The following is a 21809-nucleotide window of genomic DNA, read 5'->3' on the forward strand; positions in this document are numbered from 1 at the left end:
ATGGCCGCGCCCCGCGAGCGGTTATGGTCACGGAGGGCGGCGATGTCGCCCGGTCTTCATCCACCGAACCGAGGAGTCACCGTATGGGAGCCGCCACGCTCGTCCGCACCGCCACCACCGATCACCCCGTCCTGGACGTCCTCGCCGAGCGCTGGAGCCCGCGCGCCTTCGACGCCGAGGCACCGATCGACGAGGCGAAGCTCGCGAGCGCGCTCGAGGCTGCCCGGTGGAGCCCCTCGGCCAGCAACACGCAGCCGTGGCGCTTCATCGTCGCCCGACGCGGTTCGACGGAGCACGCGGCGATCGCCGAGGCGCTGGTCGGCTTCAACCGGGCATGGGCCCCCAACGCCTCCGTGCTGCTCGTGGCGATCGCGGAGGTCGCCGACGAGGCGGGCGAGCCGCGCCGCTGGGCCCAGTACGACCTCGGCCAGGCGATGGCGCACTTCTCGGTCCAGGCGCACCACGAGGGCCTGCACGTGCACCAGATGGGAGGCTTCGACGTCGAGGCGGTGCGCGCACGCTTCGGCCTCGACGAGCGATTCGTCCCGCTGACGGTCTCCGCGATCGGCGTCTTCGGCGACCACCGGTCGCTGCCCGAGAAGCTCCTCGAGCGCGAGACCGCGCCCCGCGTGCGGCGCCCGCTCCGCGACTCGGTCATCGTCGACGCCTGAGCGGATCAGCGCGAAGGGCCGGCGGATCGTCCGCCGGCCCTTCGCGCGTTTCACGCCTCACTCGTCGATGACGGCCTCGATGACCTCGTCCTCGTCCGCGTCATCTTCCGCGGTCGGCTGACCGCCACTCGTGACGACGAGCTGCGACCCGTCGGCCGAGACATCCACGCGCACCAGGTCGCCGTCGCGCACGCCGCCGGAGAGGATCGCGAGGGCGAGCCGGTCCTGGATCTCCGTCTGGATCAGGCGGCGCAGGGGGCGCGCGCCGTACACCGGGTCGTACCCGCGCTCGGCCAGCCACGCTCGCGCGTCCGGGGTCACGGCGAGCGTGAGGCGCCGGTCCGACAGGCGACGCTGCAGGAGGTCGACCTGCAGCTCCACGATCTGCGCCAGGTCGTCCTGCGAGAGGGCCTGGAACATCACGATGTCGTCCAGCCGATTCACGAACTCGGGCTTGAACGCCTGCCGCACGAGCTGCATCACCTGCTCGCGCTTGACCTCGGTCGACAGCGTCGGATCGATCAGGATCGGCGAACCCAGGTTCGAGGTCAGGATCAGGATCACGTTCTTGAAGTCGACCGTGCGGCCCTGGCCGTCGGTCAGGCGACCGTCGTCCATCACCTGCAGCAGCACGTCGAACACCTCGGGGTGCGCCTTCTCGACCTCGTCGAGCAGGACGACGCTGTAGGGCCGGCGGCGCACGGCCTCGGTGAGCTGACCGCCCTGCTCGTACCCGACGTAGCCGGGAGGGGCGCCCACGAGCCGCGAGACCGAGTGCTTCTCGCCGTACTCCGACATGTCGATCCGCACCATGGCGCGCTCGTCGTCGAACAGGAACTCGGCGAGCGCCTTCGCCAGCTCGGTCTTGCCGACGCCCGTGGGGCCGAGGAACAGGAACGACCCGGTCGGGCGGTTCGGGTCTCCGACGCCGGCGCGCGAGCGGCGCACGGCGTCGGAGACGGCCTTCACCGCGTCGCGCTGGCCGATCAGGCGACGGCCGAGCTCGTTCTCGAGGTGCAGCAGCTTCTCGGTCTCGCCCCGCAGCAGCCGGCCGACGGGGATGCCCGTCCACGCCGCGATGACCGCGGCGATGTCGTCCTCCGTCACCTGTTCGTTGACCATGCGCGGCTCGTCCGCACCGGCGTCCGCCTGCCGCTCGGCCTCCGCCAGCTGCGCCTCGAGCTGCTTGATGGTCGTGTACTCGAGGCGGGACGCCTTCTCGTAGTTGCCCTCGCGCATCGCCCGGTCGCGTTCGGTGACGGCCTCGTCGAGGCTCTTCTTGAGTTCGCCCACGCGGTTGAGCCCGCCCCGCTCGCGCTCCCAGCGCGCCTCGAGTCCGGCGAGCTCCTCGGCCGCGGAGGCCATCTGCTCGCGCAGCTTCGCGAGGCGCTCCTTGGAGGCGGCATCCTTCTCCTTCTTGAGGGCCAGCTCTTCGAGCCGCATCCGATCGACCTGGCGCTTGAGCTCGTCGATCTCGACCGGGCTGGAGTCGATCTCCATCTTCAGGCGGCTCATCGCCTCGTCGATGAGGTCGATCGCCTTGTCCGGCAGCTGCCGGCTCGGGATGTACCTGTTGCTGAGCGCCGCGGCCGCGACCAGCGCGCTGTCGCTGATCGTCACGCCGTGATGAGCCTCGTACCGTCCCTTGAGCCCGCGCAGGATGGCGACGGTGTCCTCGACGCTGGGCTCGTCGACGTAGACCTGCTGGAAGCGGCGCTCGAGGGCGGCGTCCTTCTCGATGTACTCGCGGTACTCGTTGAGCGTCGTGGCGCCGATGAGCCGCAGCTCACCGCGGGCCAGCATGGGCTTGAGCATGTTGGAAGCCGCGACCGATCCCTCGCCGCCCCCGGCGCCCATCAGCACGTGGAGCTCGTCGATGAACGTGATGATCCGGCCCTCGGACTCGGTGATCTCCTTCAGGACGTTCTTGAGCCGCTCCTCGAACTGCCCGCGATACATCGCGCCGGCGACGAGCGCCGACATGTCGAGGCTGATGAGGCGCTTGTCCTTCAGGCTCTCGGCGACGTCGCCCGCGACGATCCGCTGGGCCAGCCCCTCGACCACGGCCGTCTTGCCGACGCCGGGCTCCCCGATCAGCACCGGGTTGTTCTTGGTGCGGCGCGTGAGCACCTGGCTGACGCGCCGGATCTCCGCGTCGCGCCCGATGACCGGGTCCAGCTTCCCCTGACGCGCGCGCTCGGTCAGGTCGATGCCGAACTGCTCGAGTGCGCTCTGCTGCTCCTCCTGCTGCGGCTGGGCCTGCATGTCGCCTCCTGACGTCTCGCCCCCACGACTCGGAAAGTTGAGTCGTTTGGGCTCAAGTTTAGCAGGACGGATCGCCGGCGGGTAGTACTTCCCACCGTCAGGACAGGGGCCGGCATTAGCCTGAGCTCGTGAGTGTTCCCGCCGATCCGTTTCCGCCGCACCCGGCGACACCGCCCGGCTTCGGGCCGGTGCCGTCCGCGGCGCCGTCCGGGACGCGGAACACGCTCGGCGCGGTCGCGATCGCCCTCGTCGCCGTCTCGGCCCTCATCGACCTGGCCGCCGGGATCCTCGCGCGGCTCGTGCCGCTGCGCGAGAGTGGTCAGGGAAGCCTCGCCCTTCTCACCATGGGGCTGCTGGCCATGACCGCCGCGGCCGCCGTCTGCGCTGTGCTGGCCCTGCGACACGAGCGGAAGACCCTGGCCGCCGTCGCCCTGGGCTTCAGCCTCGCCTCGCTGATCGGATTCGCGCTCTGGGGCGGCTTTGTGCAGCTGCTCCTTCCCGTCGTGCTGCCCTGACGCCGCGGGCAGTCGCACGACTATGCCGCCGGGGAGGGGGCGGACGGGTCGCCGGCCGCCTGGCCGCTCCGGGCAGCGCACGTGAAGCGCGCGCGATAGGCGGTGGGCGCCGTGCCGAGGACGCGCGCGAAGTTCTGGCGCAGCACGGCCGCGGAGCCGAAGCCGCACTCGGCCGCGATGCGATCGAGACCCCACTCGGTCCGCTCCAGCAGGCGCTGGGCGTGGATCACCCGCTGCCGCGCGAGCCAGGCCGCGGGCGTCGTGCCGTAGTCGGCCTTGAACCGCCGCGCGAAGGTACGCGGCGACATGTGCGCGCGAGCCGCCAGCTGTTCGACCGTGAGCTCGCGGTGCAGGTTCTCCAGCGCCCAGTCGGCCACGGGCGCGAGCGACAGTCCCGCGGTCTGCGGCAGGGGCCTGACGATGAACTGCGCCTGGCCGCCGTCCCGCTGCGGCGCCACGACCATCCTCCGGGCGATGACGTTCGCGGCCTCGGCTCCCAGCTCCAGACGCAGCAGGTGAAGGCACGCATCCAACCCGGCGGCAGTGCCGGCGCTGGTGATGATGCGCCCGTCCTGGACGTACAGCACGTCGGGATCCAGTTGGACGCGCGGGAACATGCGCGCCATCCGCTCCGCGTACATCCAGTGTGTCGTGGCGCGGCGCCCGTCGAGCACCCCCGCCGCGCCGAGCACGAAGGAGCCGCTGCAGATGCTCAGCAGCCACGCGCCACGGTCCGCGGCGTGCCGGACGACATCGAGGACCCGCGGATCCACGTCCGCCCAGGAGGGGTGCGGGATCGGCGACACCACGACGAGATCGGCCTCGGACGCGAAGGACAGGTCGTCACGGACGTTGATCGAGAAGCCCATCTTCGACGGCACGGCGCCGGGTACCGGCGTGACGATGCGGAAGTCGAAGCTCGGGATGCCGTCCTCGGTGCGATCGAGCCCGAACGCCTCGCAGGCGACGCCGAACTCGAACGGCGCGAACCCCTCCTGAACGATGCATGCGACCGTCTTCACAGCGGCCCCCTTCGCTGGCACTTTTCCTTCGATCGACGACCATCCTGCGACTCGTGACGGAATTCGTGCACGCGCAGGATGTCTGCCATGACCACCGTGATCGCCCTCGTCCTGCTCGGCCTGCCGACACTCGTCCTCGTGGCCGCGACGCTGCGCGAACTCGCCCGCGACGGCTATCGCGCGGTCGAGACGGACTGGCAGCGCCTTCCCGATCGCGACTGACCGTCGCGGAACCCGATCGGCGCGCGGGCTCTCAAGCGAGGACGCGGCGGTAGATCGCCAGCATCGCGTCGGTGCGCGAAGACTGCCGGAACTTCGCCGCGATGCCCGGATCGGGCGCCGGCGCCGCTCCCTGCTCGATCTCCGCCGCGGCGCGGCGCAGCGCCTCGGCGAGCGCGCGGATGCGCCCGGGCTCGTCGTCGCGCGGCTCCACGCGCCAGACGCCGGCCGCGAACTCGGCCGCGATGTCGGGGTCGCTGACGATCGCGGGTGTGCCGAGCGACGCCGCCTCGAAGGGCGTCATCCCCTGGGTCTCGAAGCCGATCGAGGTCTGCACGAGCGCGTCGGCGCGCGCGATGCGGCGCAGCGTCTCCTCGTAGGGAAGCCGGCCGGCGAATCGCACGGTCCGCTCGAGCCCGCGCCGGGCGACGAGGCGGCGGGCCGCGCGCAGCTGCCCGCCGCCGCCGATGACCTCCACCGCGCAGGGCGCTCCTGCCGCGGCCACCGCCTCCAGGAAGGGCAGAAGCCGCTTCTCGGGGCTCATCCGGCCGAGCCACACGAAGCGCGGCGGGCCGGTACGGGGTTCCCCGCGCCCGGATGCCAGCACGCGATCGAGCAGCTCGTCGTCGATGCCGTTCCACACGACGTCCACCGCGCGGAAGACCCCGTGCTGCTCGAGCCGGCGCGCGAAGTGGGCGGAGGGTGCGGTGACCGCCGCGGCGCCCGCGGCGAGGCCGCGCAGGTGCGCCCAGCCGTCCGCGCCGCGCACTGCACCACCCGGCAGACCGCGCAGCGCCAGTCGGCGCCACGCGTTCAGGCCGCCCAGCACCAGACCGGGGAACACCGGGGCGATCGCGGCGATGCCGACGTCCACGCGATTGTGCATCGTGTGCACGGCGGGCACGCCGTGCCTCGCGGCGAAGCGATAGCCCAGGAAGCCCTCCCAGAAGTCGGCCTGGACGTGCACGAGATCGGGACGGGGCCTGGCGGCGAGTGCACGGTCGACGATCGCGTCCGCGGCCCGCCCCGGCACGCTGAAGGAGTACTCCCGGTCGAGCGAGAGCGGCAGCGACGGCGTGTCCACGTAGCCGGGATCATCCGCGGCGACGGCGGCTCGCGGTCCGTGCCGGCGCGGCGCGACGATCGTCACGAGGTGACCGGCCCGCTCGAGATAGCGGCGCTGCAGGCGCAGCGACACCTGCGCACCGCCGAGCGTCTCGACGTGCTGGTCCGCGAACATCACGATGTGCATGCCGGGCCCCTGTCAGAACTCTGCCCCGCCTAGGCGGGAAGCTCGTCCCCGCGGTAGAGCGCCTCGAACGTGTCCAGCGTGCGGTTGATGTCATGCACCACGACGCCGTCGAGCGAGGCGCGCTGCATGCGCAACCGCTCCTCGGGAGGCGCCGTGAGCACGGCCGTGAGCTTCGCCGCGAGCTCGTCGGCGTCGCCCGGCGTGAAGAGGTACCCGTTCTCCCCCTCGTGGACCAGGTGCGGCAATGCCACGGCGTCGGCCGCGACGACCGGCAGTCCGGATGCCATCGCCTCCATGGTCGCGATCGACTGCAGCTCCGCGATCGACGCGATGGCGAAGACGCTGCCCGCCGTGAGCGTCGCCCGGAGCTGCTGATCGCTGGTGCGGCCATGGAACACCACGCGCTCCTCGATCCCCAGCTCGCGCGCGAGCTGGCGCAGCGCCCCCTCCTGGTCCCCGCCGCCCACCAGATCGAGCCGAGCATCGAGCGCGGGATCCAGCCTCGCGACGGCGCGCAGGATGACGTCCACCTGCTTCTCGGCGGTGAGCCTGCCCACGAACACGATGCGGTTCTCGCTGCGGGGCGTCAGGTCGGCCGTGTACTGCGACCGGTCGATGCCGCAGCTGACAGGGATGACGCCGGCCAGGTCGATCGTCTTCTCGAGGAAGTCGGCGGCGCGCTGGGTCGGGGTCGTGACGGCCTCGGTGAGCCCGAAGGTGCGCTTGGCGTCCCGCCAGGCCGCGTCGATCAGCATCCGGTTCGCCCAGTCGGGCATCGCCGTGTGGTCGAGGATGTTCTCCGGCATGACGTGGTTGGTCGCGATGACCCGCAGGCCGCGCTTGCGCGCCTCGCGCGCGAGGCCCCGCCCGATCACGATGTGCGACTGGATGTGCACGACGTCCGGCTTGACGGCGTCGAGCACGCGGCGCGCGTGGTGCTTGGAGCGCCAGGGCCACACGAAGCGCAGCCACTCGTGCCACCACAGCTTGACCGACGGAAGACGATGCAGCGTCATGGGCTCGCCCTCGATCGTCTCGGTGCGGGGCGGCTCGAGGCGATGCCGCGTGTTGGGCGCCACGACGTGCACCTCGTGTCCGCGCTGCACGAGCCCGGCGGCGAGCCGCTCGGCGAAGCGCGCGGCGCCGTTGATGTCCGGGGAGAACGTGTCGCACCCCAGCAGCACCCGCAGGGGGCGTCGCGCGTCGGGAGCGCCCGGCGCGGCGTCCTCGGCGGGGACCGGATCGCTCGGATGACGGGAAGTGGTCACTCGGCCTCGCAGTGCTGTTCGTGGCGGCAACGCCGCAAAGCGCTGGGTGGGGGGGTGCGGCGACGGGGACGTCGATGTCCGAGCCTAACCGACGCCGTCCCGGCGTCCCGGGAGGCGTGCCGCTCCGGCGGGACTCAGCCCTGCGCGGCCCACCATTCGCGGAGGCGCCGCTCGGCCTCCTGCTCTCCCAGCACGCCCTCGTCCAGCCGCAGGTCGAGCAGGAAGCGATAGGCCTTCCCCACGTCGGGACCGGGAGAGATGCCGAGGACCTCCTGGATGCGGTTCCCGTCGAGCTCGGGGCGGATGGAGTCGAGCTCCTCCTGCTCCCGGAGCGCCACGATGCGGGCCTCGATGTCGTCATACGCGGCCGCCAGGCGGGCGGCCTTCCGCCGGTTGCGCGTCGTCACGTCGGCGCGCGTCAGGATGTGGAGCCGTTCGAGCTGGTCGCCGGCATCACGTACGTAGCGGCGCACCGCCGAGTCCGTCCAGGTGCCCTCCGCGTAGCCGAAGAAGCGCAGGTGCAGCTCGATCAGGCGCGAGACCGCGGCGATCGTGTCGCTGTCGAACCGGAGGGCCTGCAGGCGCTTGCGCGCCATGCGCGCCCCCACGATGTCGTGGTGGTGGAACGACACGGCGCCGCCGGGCTCGAGCTTGCGGGTGCGCGGCTTGCCGATGTCGTGCAGCAGCGCGGCCAGCCGCAACGGCACGTCCGGCGCGGCGCCGGGGAAGCGGACGTGTTCATGCTCGATCGCCTGCGTGAGCACCGTGAGCGAGTGCTCGTAGACGTCCTTGTGGTGGTGGTGCTCGTCCACCTCGAGACGCAGCGCCGAGACCTCCGGCAGGAACTGCTCGATGAGCCCCGTCTCGACCATCACGCGGATGCCCCGCACGGGGTCCTCGGTGGCCAGGAGGCGGGTCAGCTCGCCCTGTACGCGCTCCGGGCTCACGATCGACAGCGTCTCGCGCAGCTCCTCGATCGCCGCGCGCGTGCCGTTCTCGACGTCGAAGCCGAGCTGCGATGAGAAGCGCGCCGCGCGCATCATCCGCAGCGGATCGTCTCCGAAGCTGATGCGCGGGTCGATCGGGGTGCGCAGCACCCCGGCGACGAGGTCCTCGACGCCACCCGTCGGGTCGACGAGCCGGACGTCGGTCACGCGCAGCGCCATCGCGTTGACCGTGAAGTCACGACGGACGAGGTCGGACTCGAGCGTGTCCCCGAACTCCACCGTGGGCTTGCGGGTGACTCCGTCGTAGCTGTCGGCGCGGTAGGTCGTGATCTCGACCTGCTCGCCGCGCACCCGCGCGCCGATCGTGCCGAACGCGCGGCCGATGTCCCACTGCGCCGACGAGATGGGCGTCACGATCTCGAGGATGCGGTCGGGCCGCGCATCCGTCGTGAAGTCGAGGTCGTGGGTGTCCCGACCCAGCAGCGCGTCGCGGACCGGGCCGCCGACGATCGCGAGGTCGTGGCCCGCGTCCGCGAAGGCGCGCGCGAGCGCGGCGACGACGGGCGAGGCCGCGAGCTCGCCGAGGCGTGCGACACCGGCGGCCATGTTGAGCATTACTCGAGGATAATCGGGCGCCGGGCGAGCATGCCCCGGCGCTACGCTGAGCGCATGCGCGCGACACTGCTGTACGGGCCCGGGGACGTCCGCTGGGAAGAGGTGCCGGATCCCGTCATCGCGGATCCGCGGAACGCCATCGTTCGCGTGGTGGCCGCGTGCGTGTGCGGGTCCGACCTGTGGCACTACCGCGGCGTGACTCCCGCGCCCTCGGAGCCCAAGCGCATCGGTCACGAGTTCGTCGGGATCGTCGAGGAGGTCGGCGCGGACGTCTCCCGGGTGAAGCCGGGGGACTTCGTCATCGCGCCGTTCTACGACTGCGACATGACCTGCGACAACTGCCGGTACGGATTCAGCACGTCCTGCCGCGAGCTGTGCTGGTGGGGCTGACCCGACCACACGGGCGTGGCCAGCGACGGCGGTCAGGGCGAGTTCGTGCGCGTGCCGCACGCGGACGGGACCCTGACGGTCGTGCCCGGCGGCACGCCGGACGACGCGCTCATCCCGAGCCTCCTGACCCTCAGCGACGTATTCCTCACGGGGCACCACGCGGCGGTCTCGGCCGGGGTGCGGGAGGGCTCCGCGGTGGTGGTCGTCGGCGACGGCGCGGTCGGTCTCAGCGGCGTGCTCGCGGCGACGCGGCTGGGCGCGGCGCGCATCGTCGCGATGTCGCGCCACGAGCCCCGTCAGGAGCTCGCCCGCGCGTTCGGCGCGACGGATGTCGTCGCCGCCCGCGGCGACGCGGGCGTGGCGGAGGTGAAGGACCTCCTGGACGGCCTCGGGGCGGACGCCGTGCTGGAGTGCGTCGGCACGAAAGAGTCCATGGACCAGGCGCTGCGCTCGGCGCGCCCCGGCGGGCAGGTCGGCTTCGTCGGCGTTCCCCACGGCGGGCCGGAGCTGCCCGTCCGCACGATGTTCGGCACCAACGTCGGCGTCCGCGGAGGCGTCGCGCCCGTCCGCAACTACATCGACGAGGTGCTGCCGGAAGTGCTCGCGGGCGACATCGAGCCGGGCCGCGTGTTCGACCTGACGCTGCCGCTCGCGGACGTCGCGGAGGCGTACGCGGCGATGGACGACCGTCGCGCGATCAAGTCGCTGCTGCGCGCGTAGATCCGCTCCGGCGCGGCGCTCAGGCCGCGAACCGCAGGAAACCCGTGAACAGCAGCTCGCGCACGCGCGGCAAGAGCTCGTGGCGGAGGGCGGCGCGGTCGACCTCCAGCAGGTCCGCGATCGCGGCGACCAGCGGCCCGACGGGCAGGTCGCCGTCGCACGCGCCCACGAGGGCGGCCAGTCCCGGGTCCGCCTGCACGGCGCGGCCGAAGCCGGCGCCCTGGCGCAGCTCGATGACCTGCGGGTCGCCGACGCCGGGCAGGTGGTGACGCGCCTCGGTGACGTCCGCGGCGGTGCGGAGCGTCGCCGCGGCGAGCGCTTCGTCGTCCATGCGCGCGAGCCGGTCGTGCGCCTCGAGCGCCTGCGCGAGGTGCGCGCCGAGCCCTCCCTCCGACGGGATGGGGTGGGTCACCCGCTCGAACCGATCCAGCGTCGGCCGTCCCTCTGCGCGGCGCAGCAGCACGTATCCGAACCCGATCGCCGTGACACCGCGCGCGCCGAAGTCATCGAGCCATGCCGACAGCAGCGCGTCGTGACGCTCGGAACCGGGCGCCGTGCCGCCGTCGCGGATCCACATCTCGGCGTAACTGACCGGATCCAGTTCCTCGCGCTCGACCACCCACGCGTCGAGCGGCACGGGCGAGGCGGCGACCCACGCGCGGATGCGGTCGAGTCCCGGCACCCCGTCGCGGCTCTCCCAGTTGCCCAGGAACTGGGCGACGCCGCCGTGAGAGCCCGCTCCGGGCGGTGCGAGGTGCGCGCCCACGTCCGCGACCAGCCGCTCGACGAGCGCGTCTCCGACCAGGCCGCCGTCGCGGTACTCGTATCCCGGCACGCCCGTCGCCCGGGGCGTGATCACGAACGGCGGGTTGGACACGATGCGGTCGAACGTCTCCCCCGTCACGGGCTCGAAGAGGCTGCCGAGCCGCGTCTCGATCCGCTCGTCGCGATTGAGGAGGGCGTTCAGTCGCGCGAAGCCCAGCGCGCGTTCGGAGAGATCCGTCGCCACGACCGCATTCGCGTAGCGTCTCGCGCGAAGCGCCTGGATGCCGCACCCGGTGCCGAGGTCGAGCACGCGCCGTGCCGGGGTCGGCAGGTGCAGTCCCGCGAGCGTGAGCGACGCACCGCCGACCCCGAGCACGTGATCCTCCGCGAGCGGGCCTCCGCCCGCCGCGAGCTCGTCGAGGTCGCTGGCGAACCACCACTCGCCGGTCCCCTCGGTGTCCAGATAGGACTGCGGCCGCACGATCGCGCGGGGCTGGACCTCGCCGCCCCCGGTCTCCGCCAGCCCGAGCGTCGCGAGACCGTCAGCTCCCGTCCGCGGGAGCGCGGCGTCGACGGCGTCCCGCGGTTGCGGCACACCCAGCACGAGGAGGCGCGCGAGCGTGGCGACGGGATCGGTGCGGGCGGCGAGCGTGCGCAGCGCGGGCACGCGCAGACCTCGTCCGATCGCCGCGTCCGCTTCCGCGCCCCACGCGTCGCGCAGCGCGTCGGAGCGGAAGCCGGCGGCGGCGAGGTCGGCGGCGAGCGCGGAGCAGAGCGCGGGATCGGCGTGCGGCATCACGCCCCCAATTCAACCGGTCCCAGGCGTCCGCCCGCTCGGCGAACTCATAACGTCTTCTCAGACGACTATTAGCACTCCTGGGCCGAGAGTGCTAATAATGAAGTTGAGTCACATCGACTCAGGTTCACGCAAACTGCGATCGACGAGGAGGATCCCATGGCGATGTTCTTCGACCCGTTCCGCGAGTTCGACCGCGTGACGGAGCAGCTGCTCGACAGGCAGGGTCCGCGACTCATGCCGATGGACCTCTACCGCGACGGCGATCACTATGTGCTGAGCGCCGACCTGCCGGGAATCGACCCCGGCAGCGTCGACATCGACGTCGACGGCCAGCTGCTCACGATCCGCGCCGAACGCACGCCCCGCAGCGAGGAGGGCGTGAAGTGGATCACCCGTGAGCGAGCCACCGGTTCGTACCTGCGCCAGCTCAACCTCGGCCAGGGCATCGATACGGCCGGCATCTCCGCCACGTACGACAACGGCGTGCTGAGCGTCATCATCCCGATCAGCGAGAAGGCCAAGCCGCGCAAGATCGAGGTGCAGCGCTCGATGCAGGCCGCGCAGGACGTCGCGCCCGAGCTCACGGCGTAGTCGCATCCCAGATGGGGGCCCGGGATCTTCCGATCCCGGGCCCCCACGTCTGGGCCGGGTCGTGCCGCCCGGCGAACCGCCACCGCGCCGACCTCGTTCGGGTCCCGCCCAGCCGCTTCCGTAGAATCGTGTGCGTCCGTGCGGTCGCCCATCGCACACGAGCAGAAGCAGCATGACGATGACGGAACGCCCCCGGGGCACGACCGCGCGCAGCAGGTGGCGGCGCCTCGCCGCGCTCACCGCCGTCGCGCTCACCGGCGCGCTCGGCGCCGTGGCGCCGCCCGCCCAGGCGGCGACGGAGGACGACGACGGGAGCGTCGAGCTCAGCCTCGTAGCCGGGACGCGCGGGGTGACCACGCCCGGCGCGCCGTTCACGGCCGTCCTCGACATCGACAACCCCTCCGGCGAGGCCCTCCCACCCGGGACGGCGATCCTGCACCTGGGCGAGCAGCCGCTCCGCGACCGGGATGCGCTGCGGGCCTGGCTGCGCGGGGAGGGACTCGACGTCCCCCTCACGGCCGTCGGTGCGGCCCGGACCGACGAGGTCGCACCGGGCGAAACCTCGAGCGTCAGCGTGCGGGTGGACTCCTCCGAGGACGCCATCGCCGATCTCGGTCCCGGGGTGTACCCGGTACGAGCGCAACTGGCGGGAACAGCGGTGCAGAGCGTCGTCGTCGTGGCGGACAGCCCCCGTCCCGTCGGCATCGTGCTGCCGATCACGGCGCCAGCGACGACGGCTGGCGTGCTCACGTCCGCGCAACTGGCCGCGCTCACGGCGCCCGACGGCCTGCTGACCGCGCAGCTGGACGCCGCCGCCGGGTCCGAGGCGATCCTCGCGGTCGATCCCGCGATCCCCGCCGCGATCCGCGCTCTGGGCGAGACGGCCCCCGCGAGCGCGCAGACGTGGCTCTCGCGGTTGACAATGCTCGCGAACGAGCGGTTCGCGCTGCAGTTCGCCGACGCGGACGTGGCCGCCCAGGTGCACGCCGGCCTCGACGGCCCGCTCCGCCCCACGAGCCTGGGGGCGTATGAGGCCCCCGCCCCGCAGTCTTCCCCCACACCGTCGCCGTCGCCCGCGGGCGTACCGGACGACACCCCGCCCGACCTGGACGCTCTGCTGGACATCGGCCGCGCGACCGGGTCCGTGTACTGGCCCATGCGGGACGCGATGGGCCCGGAGGTCCTCGACGGTCTGCGCGCGTGGGACCGCGACGCCGTGGCTCTCGTCGCCTCCCGCGCACTGCGCGAGGGGGCCGACCGGGCCTCCGTCGGGGCGCGCGGCGAGGGACTGCTCGCGTACGACGCGGGCATCTCGGCTGCGCTCGAGAGCATCGCGCGGCAACAGGACGAGACCGCCCGGGCGGCCGCGGAGGTCGCCGCAGCCGCCGAGCTATGGTTCGCCGGGGACGAGACGGGCGGTCGACCGCTCCTGCTGGCGCTCGATCGCATGGCGGGCGTCCTCGACGACGGCGAGGTGCCGGAGGCAGCCGTCGATGCCGACGGGCTCGCGGCAGCCCTGGACATCGTCACGGCGAGCGCGGCGGTGGAGCCGCTCGGCCTGCGCGACCTGCTCGAGGCGCCTCCCGCCCGGCTGACCCCCACGACGGCCGAGCCCGACGAGCCGAGGGTCGCGTTCGTCGCCGAGGCACTCGCGGGCGAGGCGCGCCTGTCCCACACGGCCACGGTGCTCGAGGATCCCGAGCTGCTCACGGGGCAGGCGCGCGCGGAGGCGCTGCAGGTGCTGTCCGTGGCGTGGGACGGCCGGACGGCGCTGTGGCGGGATGCGGCTCGCGCGCACCTCGAGCGTGTTCGCGCTCGCGCGGAGGGCGTGGGCATCCAGCAGCCGACGACCGTGCAGCTCGTCAGCGCGGGCGCCGCGCTTCCCGTGTGGATCCACAACGACCTGCCGTACCCCGTGACGGCGACACTCATCGCGCAGCCGGACGATCCCCGTCTGGACGTCACCGAGTTCACCACCGTCACGGCGCAGCCGCTCAGCAGCACGAGCATCCAAGTCCCGGTCGAAGCCCGGGTCGGCAGCGGCCAGGTGCGCGTCGCGCTGACGCTGCTGAGCCCCACGGGCGAGCAGATCGGACCCACCCAGACCATGGAGGTCACCGTCCGCGCCGACTGGGAGCGTGTCGGCATCGGCATCCTGATCGCACTCGTCACGGGCCTTGTGATCACCGGGGTGGTGCGCACGGTCCGGCGCAGTCGGCGAGCGCGGCGCGCGCGCCTCGCCGAGGCGGGGAGCCCGCACACGCCCGAAGGTCGGCATGAGTAGCCTCGGCCGATCGAGCGCGCTGATCGCCGCCGGGACGCTCGTCTCCCGAGTCACGGGGCTGCTGCGCACGATCGTGCTCGTCGCCGCGATCGGCGCGGTGGGGCAGGCGTCCGACGCGTTCACGATCGCCAATCAGCTGCCCAACTACCTTTTCCAGGTGCTGTCCGCCGGGCTCATCACGGCGGTGCTCGTGCCGCAGATCGTCAAGTGGAGCGCGCGTGAGGATGGCGGCCGCGCGCACCTGTCCAAGCTGTTCACGCTCGGGACGGTCGTGTTGCTGGCGGTGACGGCCCTGGCGATGCTCTGCGCGCCGCTCCTGGTGCGTCTCTTCGGCGACGACTGGGGACCCGCGCAGTCGGCGCTCTCGACGGCCTTCGCCTACTGGTGCCTGCCGCAGGTGTTCTTCTACGGCATGTTCGCGCTCGTGGGCGAGACCCTCAACGCGCGCCGGGTCTTCGGTCCCTACGCGTGGGCGCCCATCGTCAACAACGTCATCTCCATCGTCGGGTTCGGGCTGTTCATCGCCCTCTTCGGGGGCCAGCGCAACGAGGTCGACCAGTGGGATCCGCTCATGATCGCGGTCATGGGCGGCGTCGCCACGCTCGGCATCGCAGCCCAGACGGCGCTGCTGCTGGTGTTCTGGCGGCGCACGGGCCTGAGCCTGCGCCCCGACTTCCGTTGGCGCGGCCTGGGGCTCGGAGAGATCCGGAAGCTCGCCGGATGGAGCTTCGCCATGCTGATCGTGGGCCTGGTCGTGTCCACCGTGCAGCAGCGCGTGATCTCGGCCGCCTCGGGGGACGATCCGTCCTCGACCGTGTGGTTCAGCGCATGGCTGGTGTTCATGCTGCCCTACTCGATCATCGTGATGTCAATCGGGACGCCGTACTTCACGCAGCTGTCCGAGCACGCCTCCGCGGGCCGCGACGACGACGTCCGCTCCGACATCGCGCGCAGCATCCGCACCCTCGGGCTGTTCGTGATCCTCGCCACCGCCGCGCTCATGGTCGCGTCCGTGCCGGCCGCACGCGTCTTCACCGGCAGTGCGGCCGAGGCCGCGGCCGCAGCTCCCGTGCTCGTCGGGTTCCTCGTCAGCCTCGTGCCGTTGGCGGTCCAGTTCGTGGTGCAACGCACGTTCTACGCCTACGGGGACACGCGCACACCCTTCCTGTTCACCGCGTTCCAGGCCGCTATCGCGATCGGGCTCGCCCTGCTGGCGGGCCTCGTGTTCCCGCCCGAGCACCTCACGGCGGCGGTCGCGGTCAGCCAGTCCATCTCGAGCATCGCCCAGGTCGTGCTCGCGAGCTGGCTGCTGCGACGCCGGCTCGGCACGCTCGGGATGGGCCGCTCGCTCGCCGCCCTGGGCCGCTTCACGCTGGCGGCGCTGCCCGCGGCCGGCGCGGGCGCGCTCGTGTACGTGCTGTGCGGCGGGGACGCCGGCTGGATGACGTCGGGCCGCATCCCGGGCGCGCTCGGGACGGCGCTGATCGGAGGCGCCGCGGCCCTCGTCTACGTCGGCCTGCTGGCGGTGTTCCGCACGCCCGAACTCGGCACGGCCATCCGTCTCGTGCGGCGCCTCATCCGCCGCTGACGACGGTCCCGTCTCCGACGCACGGTCCCCGACTGGTCTGACCGGCATGATCCACGCGCCGGAGTCAAGCCCCTGTCAGCGGTTCCCCAGGACGTGGTTCTCTGCTGTTCCGCGACATGCCACAGCGCGCGGAGGAATCGAGGAGAGACATGAGCACTGCACACACCGCCCGGACCGGGCGTTTCGCCGAGACCGCACTGCAGAAGGCCGCCCTCATCTACGGGATCGTCTTCCTCATCGTCGGTCTGGGCGGGTTCATCCCTGGCCTCACCACGAACATCGAAAGCCTCGAGTTCGCCGGCCACGGCTCCGAGGCGATGCTGATGGGCATCTTCCAGGTGTCGATTCTCCACAACGTCGTCCATCTGCTCTACGGCGTGGTGGGCGTCGCGGCGGCCAAGGCGTTCGGGGCGTCGAAGCACTACCTCATCTGGGGCGGCGCCGTCTACGGCGTGCTCTGGCTGTACGGCCTCGTCGTTCCGCACGACCACGACGCCAACTTCGTGCCGCTGAACACGGCTGACAACTGGCTGCACTTCGTGCTGGCGGTGACGATGATCGCGCTGGGAGTGCTCCTCGGACGCGATCGCGCCACGCGGCACTGACCCGCGAAGGGCCCGGGTTCCCGCCGACCCGGGTCCTTCGTGTTGCACGCGGAGCTCCGAACGAGCATCCGACGAATGTCTTATAGATGTTGATCTATGGAATAGCGCGCGCTTAGCATGTGTTGAGGCACAGACGAACCTAGGAGGCGCGCGTGCGACAGCTCATTATCATCGGATCGGGTCCGGCCGGATTCACGGCCGCCATCTACGCGGCGCGAGCCAACCTCAGTCCCCTCGTGGTCGCGAGCTCCGTCGAGGTCGGCGGCGAGCTCATGAACACCACCGAGGTGGAGAACTTCCCGGGCTTCCCGGAGGGCATCATGGGCCCCGACCTCATGCAGCGCATGCAGGCGCAGGCCGAGCGCTTCGGTGCGGAGATCCGCTACGACGACGTGACGGAGCTCGACGTGAGCGGGGACATCAAGAGGGTCACGCTCGGCAGCGGGGCGGTGGAGGAGGCCCAGGCGATCGTGTTCGCCACGGGCTCGGCCTACCGCAAGCTGGGCCTCGAGGGCGAAGAGCGTCTCTCGGGCCACGGGGTGTCGTGGTGCGCCACGTGCGACGGCTTCTTCTTCCGCGACAAGACCATCGCGGTCGTCGGCGGCGGCGACTCGGCCATGGAGGAGGCCACGTTCCTCACGAAGTTCGCGACGAAGGTGTACGTCATCCACCGCCGCGACACACTGAAGGCCTCGAAGATCATGCAGGAGCGCGCCCTCGCGAACGAGAAGATCGAGTTCGTGTGGAACAGCGAGGTCGCCGACATCCTGGGCGAGGACGCGGTCTCGGGCGTCACGCTGCGCGACACCGTGACGGGCGAGACGCGCGATCTCGCCCTCGAGGGGCTCTTCGTCGCGATCGGCAACGACCCCCGCACGCACCTCGTGCACGACAAGCTGGAGCTCACCGCCGACGGCACGATCGCGGTGGAGGGACGCTCCTCCCGCACGTCCGTCACGGGCGTGTTCGCGGCGGGGGACGTCATCGACCCCACCTACCGCCAGGCCGTGACCGCAGCGGCGAGCGGCACGGTCGCCGCTCTCGACGCGGAGCACTACCTCGCGTCGCTCGGCGACGCGGGCGAACCGGCGCCGACCGAGGACCAGCTGGTCCAGGCCTGAGGCCGGGAACAAGACTGCGCAGGGCGACGTTGTCGCCACTACGCGAATGACCGCTCACGACAGGAGAAGAGAATGACCGCCAAGGCCACCACGTCGGCCACGTTCGAGCAGGATGTCCTCCAGGCCGAGGGTCCCGTGCTCGTCGACTTCTGGGCGGCCTGGTGCGGCCCGTGTCGCATGGTCGCGCCGGTCCTCGACGAGATCCAGGCCGAGAACCCCGACAAGATCACGATCCTGAAGCTCAACGTCGATGAGAACCCGGACCTCGCGATGAAGTACCAGATCACCTCCATCCCCGCGATGAAGGTGTTCAAGGACGGCGAGGTCGCCACGACGATCATCGGCGCGAAGCCCAAGTTCGCGCTCGAGCAGGATCTCGCGGAGTTCCTCAAGTAATCAGCGCCCTCACTCGACGATGCCCCCGGAGTTCATCTCCGGGGGCATCGTCGTCGGTGCGGGCCGTGCTCGGGGGGCCCGCCGCGTGGCGCGAGGCTACTGACCTACGACGCGGACGACCGCGTCCCAGCGGCGGTGGGTGTTCTCCTGGCCCACGAGACGCCATACGGCGCGGGTGAGCTCCGGGTACTCGTGCGCGATGAGCCGCAGCAGGCGCTGATTGCGCGCCGCGGTCGGACGAAGGCCGCCGTCCGCCTCGATGTGCTCGGCGCGCAGCATGAAGACGACCAGCTCGTCGACCGTGGGAAGATCCTCCATGAAGTCCCACGGATCCTCGCCGCCACGTAGCCGCTCCTGCACGAGGACCGCCAGCTCGTCTGCCGCCTCGGCGCGCAGCACCTCGACGCTTGCGCGTCGTCGGTGCTGCTCCTGGGGCTCATCCACCCCCTCAGCCTACGTGCGCCGCGGGGCATGCCGGGCCGTCCTGTGGACGGCCCGGCATCCCGTCAGTGGTGCCGCAGCTTGTCGATCAGCTCGTCCTTCTTGAGCTTGGACACGCCCTCGATGCCCAGCTCCTTCGCCCGGTCGCGCAGCTCGTCCACGGTCCGGTCCTCGTAGCTCTCTCCGTGCCCGCCCCGTTCGCCGACCTTCTCCCGGCCGTCCCGGGCGGCGGCGTTCGCGATCCGCGCGGACTTCTCCTTCGAGTTGCCTTCGTCGCGCAGCTTCTCGTAGAGCTCTTCGTCCTTGATCCTGTCGTTCGGCATGTCAGAACCCCCTCCCGCCCGTGACGGGGATCACCGCGCCGGCGACATACGACGCCTCCTCGCTCGCAAGGTAGACATAGGCGCCCGCGAGCTCGACGGGCTGGCCCGCACGTCCCAGCGGGGTCTCCTGGCCGAAGTTCTCGACCTTCTCCTCGGGGAAGCCGGTCGCGGGGATCAGCGGCGTCCAGATCGGACCGGGGGCCACGGCGTTGACGCGGATGCCCTGGGGGCCCAGGTCTTGGGCGAGCGCCTGCGTGAAGGCGACCAGCGCCGCCTTCGTCATCGCATAGTCCAGCAGCCCCGGAGACGGCTCCGACGCCTGGATCGATGTGGTGACGATGATCGATGACCCCGCCGGCATATGGGGCACGGCCTCTCGGGCCAGGACCATGGGCGCGATCAGGTTGGTGCGGAACGTCAACTCGATCTCGGAGACCGGCAGGTCGTCGACGCCCTCCCGCTGACGCTGATATGCCGCGTTGGGAATGAGAATGTCGAGACCGCCGAGGCGCTCGCGCGCCGCGGCCACGACGTCGATGCACGCCTGCTCGTCGGTGAGGTCGGCGGGCAGGAGTACGCACTCGCGCCCCGCCTCGCGCACGAACCGCTCCGTCGTCTGCGCGTCTTCCTCCTCCTCCGGCAGGTAGACGATGGCGACGTCGGCGCCCTCCCGCGCGTAGGCGATGGCGACGGCCCGGCCGATACCGGAGTCTCCGCCGGTGATGAGGGCCTTGTTCCCTGTGAGCCGACCGCGCCCGACCCAGCTGCTCTCGCCGTGGTCGGGGGTCGGCGCCATGTCTGACGTGTGGCCCGGCTGAGAGGGCTGCTCCTGCGACGGGAAGGACCCGGCCGGCTCGCGCGGGTCGTCCTGGGGCGTGGTGTCGGTCACGGCAACCTCCTTGGCGTGGTGGATGTGAGGCCACGCTACGGACGACCTGCGCGCGCCCCCAGGCCCTTGACCGAGCGGACGCCGTGACTTAGCGTGCGAAGACTGGGCGGGCGGTCTACTGCCCGTACCCCTCCTCGCCGAGCTCCGCCAGGATCCGGTTGAGGTCCTGGATCGTCGCGAAATCGATCTTGATCTGGCCTTTTCGCGAAGTCAGGTCGATCTTCACCTTGGTGTTCAGGCGATCTCCGAGACGATCGGCGACATCGTTCAGGAAGGCCCGCCGGGCACCCGGTTGAGGCCGGGGCGAGCGCGCCGCACCCTCTGCGGCGACGCTCTTCGCGGCGGCCTCGGCCGCTCGCACCGACAGGTCCTCGTTCACGATCTTGTCCGAGAGGCGCTGCATGGCCTCCGGATCCTCGAGGGAGAGGATCGCTCGTGCGTGGCCGGCGCTCAGCACCCCGGCCGCGACCCGCTGCTGCACGGGCACGGGCAGGCGCAGCAGGCGGATGGTGTTGCTGATCTGGGGTCGGGAGCGCCCGATTCGCTTGGCCAGCTCGTCCTGGGTGATACCGAAGTCCTCGAGGAGCTGCTGGTACGCCGAGGCCTCCTCGAGCGGGTTCAGCTGCGAACGGTGGAGGTTCTCCAGCAGCGCGTCTCGGAGGAGATCCTCGTCCGACGTGTCGCGGATGATCGCGGGGATCTCGGTGAGGCCGGCCTCGCGGGACGCGCGCGTGCGCCGCTCCCCCATGATGAGCTCGTAGGTGCCGTCCCCCTTGTCGCGGACGACGACCGGCTGCAGCACGCCGAACTCCCGGACGCTGTGGACCAGCTCGGCGAGGTCGTGCGGGTCGAAATGGGTGCGCGGCTGTCGGGGGTTGGGAACGATGCTGTGGGGGTCGATGTGGACGAGGCGCGCCCCGGGTACCGCGACAAGGTCGTCGCCGGCGACCGCGGGCTGCTCGGCCTCCCGCTCCACCGTCGCCGTGGCCGTCTTTCCGGGCCCGCCCGGGAAGAACACGTCGACGGGCCGCGTCTCGCTCGATTCCGCGGTCGGGATCAACGCGCCGATCCCCCTGCCCAGACCCGCTCGCTTCGCCATCAAGACTCTCCGTTCTCCGCGCGCGACTCGCCGCCTGTCGGCCGGCCGTCGCGACGCACGATTTCCACCGCTGCTTCCCGGTACGCGATCGCGCCCGCTGAGTTCCCGTCGTACGCGATGACCGTCTGCCCGAAGCTGGGCGCCTCGGAAATCCGCACCGACCGGGGGATCATTGTGCTCAGCACCTCCTCCGGGAAGTGGCTGCGCACCTCCTCCGCCACCTGCTGCGACAGCTTGGTGCGCCCGTCGTACATGGTCAGCAGGATCGTCGACAGGCGCAGCCGCGGGTTGAGGTGCTTCTGGATCATGCGCACGTTCCCGAGCAGCTGACTGAGGCCTTCGAGCGCGTAGTACTCGCACTGGATGGGGAGGAAGACCTCTTCCGCCGCCGTGAAGGCGTTGATCGTCAGCAACCCGAGCGACGGTGGGCAGTCGATCAGGATGAAGTCGAGTCGCGTGTCCTCGCGAGCGAGGTAGTCGTCGATCGCCGTCTTGAGGCGTTGCTCGCGCGCGACCTGAGTCACGAGTTCGATTTCGGCGCCTGCGAGATGGATCGTGCTCGGAACACAGAAGAGGCGCTCGGACTCGGCGCTTTGCTGCACGACGTCCGCGATCGGGAACTCGTCGATCAGCACGTCGTAGATGCTCGGGGTGTCGGCGTCGTGGGGGATCCCGAGTGCGGTCGAGGCGTTCCCCTGCGGGTCGAGGTCGACGACGAGGACACGCCCTCCGAGCGCGGCGATCGCTGCAGCGATGTTGACCGTGGTCGTGGTCTTACCGACGCCGCCCTTCTGGTTTGAGATCGTGAGGACGCGGGTCCTCCCGGAGAACTCGACGCTCACCTCCGACAAAGCGCGTCGCCGCGCCGCCAAGTCCGCCAGCTCCCGGGCGAGCGGCGTGTCCTCGGGTAGTGCGAAGGACGCCGCCTTCTCGGACTGTTTCACGTGAAACACTCTTCCCTTCGCGAGCCGTATGACCTCCCCCACTCTAGCCGCCGCTCCTGACACCCACCCCCGCCCACGCA

General features: G+C 71.4%; 19 protein-coding genes and 2 pseudogenes. 10 read left to right on the forward strand and 11 right to left on the reverse strand.

Going from position 1 to position 21809, the window contains the following annotated elements; genetic code table 11:
* Nucleotides 1-83: 83 nt before the first annotated feature.
* A complete protein-coding gene (locus IEX37_RS09390) occupies nt 84-671 on the forward strand; it encodes a nitroreductase family protein (RefSeq protein WP_188756013.1) in 588 nt (195 codons plus the stop codon).
* Between the two features lie 57 nt (nt 672-728).
* Here the strand turns inward: IEX37_RS09390 and IEX37_RS09395 are convergent, their stop codons facing one another.
* Nucleotides 729-2936 (reverse strand): ATP-dependent Clp protease ATP-binding subunit, encoded by a 2208-nt coding sequence (locus IEX37_RS09395; RefSeq protein WP_188756014.1) that lies wholly within the window; start codon nt 2934-2936, stop codon nt 729-731.
* Nucleotides 2937-3064: 128 nt separating this feature from the next.
* Here IEX37_RS09395 and IEX37_RS09400 point away from each other — a divergent pair, with 128 nt between their 5' ends.
* Complete coding sequence (locus IEX37_RS09400) at nt 3065-3451, forward strand: hypothetical protein (RefSeq protein ID WP_188756015.1); 387 nt, start codon at nt 3065-3067, stop codon at nt 3449-3451.
* Nucleotides 3452-3471: 20 nt separating this feature from the next.
* Here IEX37_RS09400 and IEX37_RS09405 read toward each other — a convergent pair whose 3' ends face one another.
* A complete protein-coding gene (locus tag IEX37_RS09405; RefSeq protein WP_188756016.1) occupies nt 3472-4473 on the reverse strand; it encodes a GlxA family transcriptional regulator in 1002 nt (333 codons plus the stop codon).
* Nucleotides 4474-4560: 87 nt separating this feature from the next.
* On the opposite strand from IEX37_RS09405, the gene IEX37_RS16065 reads away from it, so the two are divergent.
* Nucleotides 4561-4695 (forward strand): hypothetical protein, encoded by a 135-nt coding sequence (locus IEX37_RS16065; protein ID WP_268236530.1) that lies wholly within the window; start codon nt 4561-4563, stop codon nt 4693-4695.
* Nucleotides 4696-4726: 31 nt separating this feature from the next.
* On the opposite strand, the gene IEX37_RS09410 is transcribed toward IEX37_RS16065, so the two are convergent.
* The 3 genes from IEX37_RS09410 to IEX37_RS09420 all read right to left on the reverse strand — a co-directional run bounded on the left by IEX37_RS09410 (nt 4727) and on the right by IEX37_RS09420 (nt 8774).
* Complete coding sequence (locus IEX37_RS09410) at nt 4727-5944, reverse strand: glycosyltransferase (RefSeq protein WP_188756017.1); 1218 nt, start codon at nt 5942-5944, stop codon at nt 4727-4729.
* Nucleotides 5945-5973: 29 nt separating this feature from the next.
* Nucleotides 5974-7212 (reverse strand): glycosyltransferase, encoded by a 1239-nt coding sequence (locus tag IEX37_RS09415; RefSeq protein ID WP_188756018.1) that lies wholly within the window; start codon nt 7210-7212, stop codon nt 5974-5976.
* Nucleotides 7213-7346: 134 nt separating this feature from the next.
* A complete protein-coding gene (locus tag IEX37_RS09420) occupies nt 7347-8774 on the reverse strand; it encodes a CCA tRNA nucleotidyltransferase (RefSeq protein ID WP_188756019.1) in 1428 nt (475 codons plus the stop codon).
* 54 nt (nt 8775-8828) lie between these two features.
* Here IEX37_RS09420 and IEX37_RS09425 point away from each other — a divergent pair.
* Nucleotides 8829-9884: pseudogene (locus IEX37_RS09425) on the forward strand (zinc-dependent alcohol dehydrogenase family protein).
* A gap of 19 nt (nt 9885-9903) precedes the next feature.
* On the opposite strand, the gene IEX37_RS09430 reads toward IEX37_RS09425, so the two are convergent.
* On the reverse strand, nt 9904-11445 hold the full coding sequence (locus IEX37_RS09430) for a DUF7059 domain-containing protein (protein WP_188756129.1): 1542 nt from the start codon (nt 11443-11445) through the stop codon (nt 9904-9906).
* A gap of 159 nt (nt 11446-11604) precedes the next feature.
* Here IEX37_RS09430 and IEX37_RS09435 point away from each other — a divergent pair, with 159 nt between their 5' ends.
* From IEX37_RS09435 to trxA, 6 genes and pseudogenes are all read left to right on the forward strand, one after another.
* Nucleotides 11605-12039 carry an Hsp20/alpha crystallin family protein gene (locus tag IEX37_RS09435; protein WP_188756020.1) on the forward strand — a complete coding sequence of 145 codons (435 nt, stop codon included), beginning with the start codon at nt 11605-11607 and terminating at the stop codon, nt 12037-12039.
* Between the two features lie 178 nt (nt 12040-12217).
* Nucleotides 12218-14323, forward strand: a complete 2106-nt coding sequence (locus tag IEX37_RS09440) for a DUF6049 family protein (RefSeq protein ID WP_188756021.1) — start codon at nt 12218-12220, stop codon at nt 14321-14323.
* On the forward strand, nt 14316-15911 hold the full coding sequence (gene murJ / locus IEX37_RS09445; protein WP_188756022.1) for a murein biosynthesis integral membrane protein MurJ: 1596 nt from the start codon (nt 14316-14318) through the stop codon (nt 15909-15911). The genes IEX37_RS09440 and murJ overlap by 8 nt, the downstream gene beginning before the upstream one ends.
* A gap of 149 nt (nt 15912-16060) precedes the next feature.
* Nucleotides 16061-16516 carry a DUF4383 domain-containing protein gene (locus IEX37_RS09450; protein ID WP_188756023.1) on the forward strand — a complete coding sequence of 152 codons (456 nt, stop codon included), beginning with the start codon at nt 16061-16063 and terminating at the stop codon, nt 16514-16516.
* Between the two features lie 152 nt (nt 16517-16668).
* Nucleotides 16669-17637: a thioredoxin-disulfide reductase gene (trxB, locus tag IEX37_RS09455; RefSeq protein ID WP_188756024.1), complete on the forward strand. Its 969-nt coding sequence runs from the start codon at nt 16669-16671 to the stop codon at nt 17635-17637.
* A 51-nt stretch (nt 17638-17688) separates the two neighbouring features.
* A pseudogene (gene trxA, locus IEX37_RS09460) lies at nt 17689-18033 on the forward strand (thioredoxin); the annotation flags it as partial.
* A gap of 96 nt (nt 18034-18129) precedes the next feature.
* On the opposite strand, the gene IEX37_RS09465 reads toward trxA, so the two are convergent.
* From IEX37_RS09465 to IEX37_RS09485, 5 genes are all read right to left on the reverse strand, one after another.
* A complete protein-coding gene (locus IEX37_RS09465; RefSeq protein ID WP_188756026.1) occupies nt 18130-18477 on the reverse strand; it encodes a tryptophan synthase subunit alpha in 348 nt (115 codons plus the stop codon).
* 62 nt (nt 18478-18539) lie between these two features.
* Nucleotides 18540-18797 carry a DUF7218 family protein gene (locus IEX37_RS09470; protein ID WP_188756027.1) on the reverse strand — a complete coding sequence of 86 codons (258 nt, stop codon included), beginning with the start codon at nt 18795-18797 and terminating at the stop codon, nt 18540-18542.
* A 1-nt stretch (nt 18798) separates the two neighbouring features.
* Nucleotides 18799-19686 (reverse strand): SDR family oxidoreductase, encoded by an 888-nt coding sequence (locus tag IEX37_RS09475; protein ID WP_229663187.1) that lies wholly within the window; start codon nt 19684-19686, stop codon nt 18799-18801.
* A gap of 115 nt (nt 19687-19801) precedes the next feature.
* Nucleotides 19802-20785 (reverse strand): ParB/RepB/Spo0J family partition protein, encoded by a 984-nt coding sequence (locus IEX37_RS09480; protein WP_188756028.1) that lies wholly within the window; start codon nt 20783-20785, stop codon nt 19802-19804.
* Nucleotides 20785-21738 carry a ParA family protein gene (locus IEX37_RS09485; RefSeq protein ID WP_373286263.1) on the reverse strand — a complete coding sequence of 318 codons (954 nt, stop codon included), beginning with the start codon at nt 21736-21738 and terminating at the stop codon, nt 20785-20787. The genes IEX37_RS09480 and IEX37_RS09485 overlap by 1 nt, the downstream gene beginning before the upstream one ends.
* Between the last annotated feature and the right edge of the window lie 71 nt (nt 21739-21809).

Origin of the sequence: Microbacterium album (assembly GCF_014643695.1) — a bacterium.
Taxonomy (GTDB): domain Bacteria; phylum Actinomycetota; class Actinomycetes; order Actinomycetales; family Microbacteriaceae; genus Microbacterium; species Microbacterium album.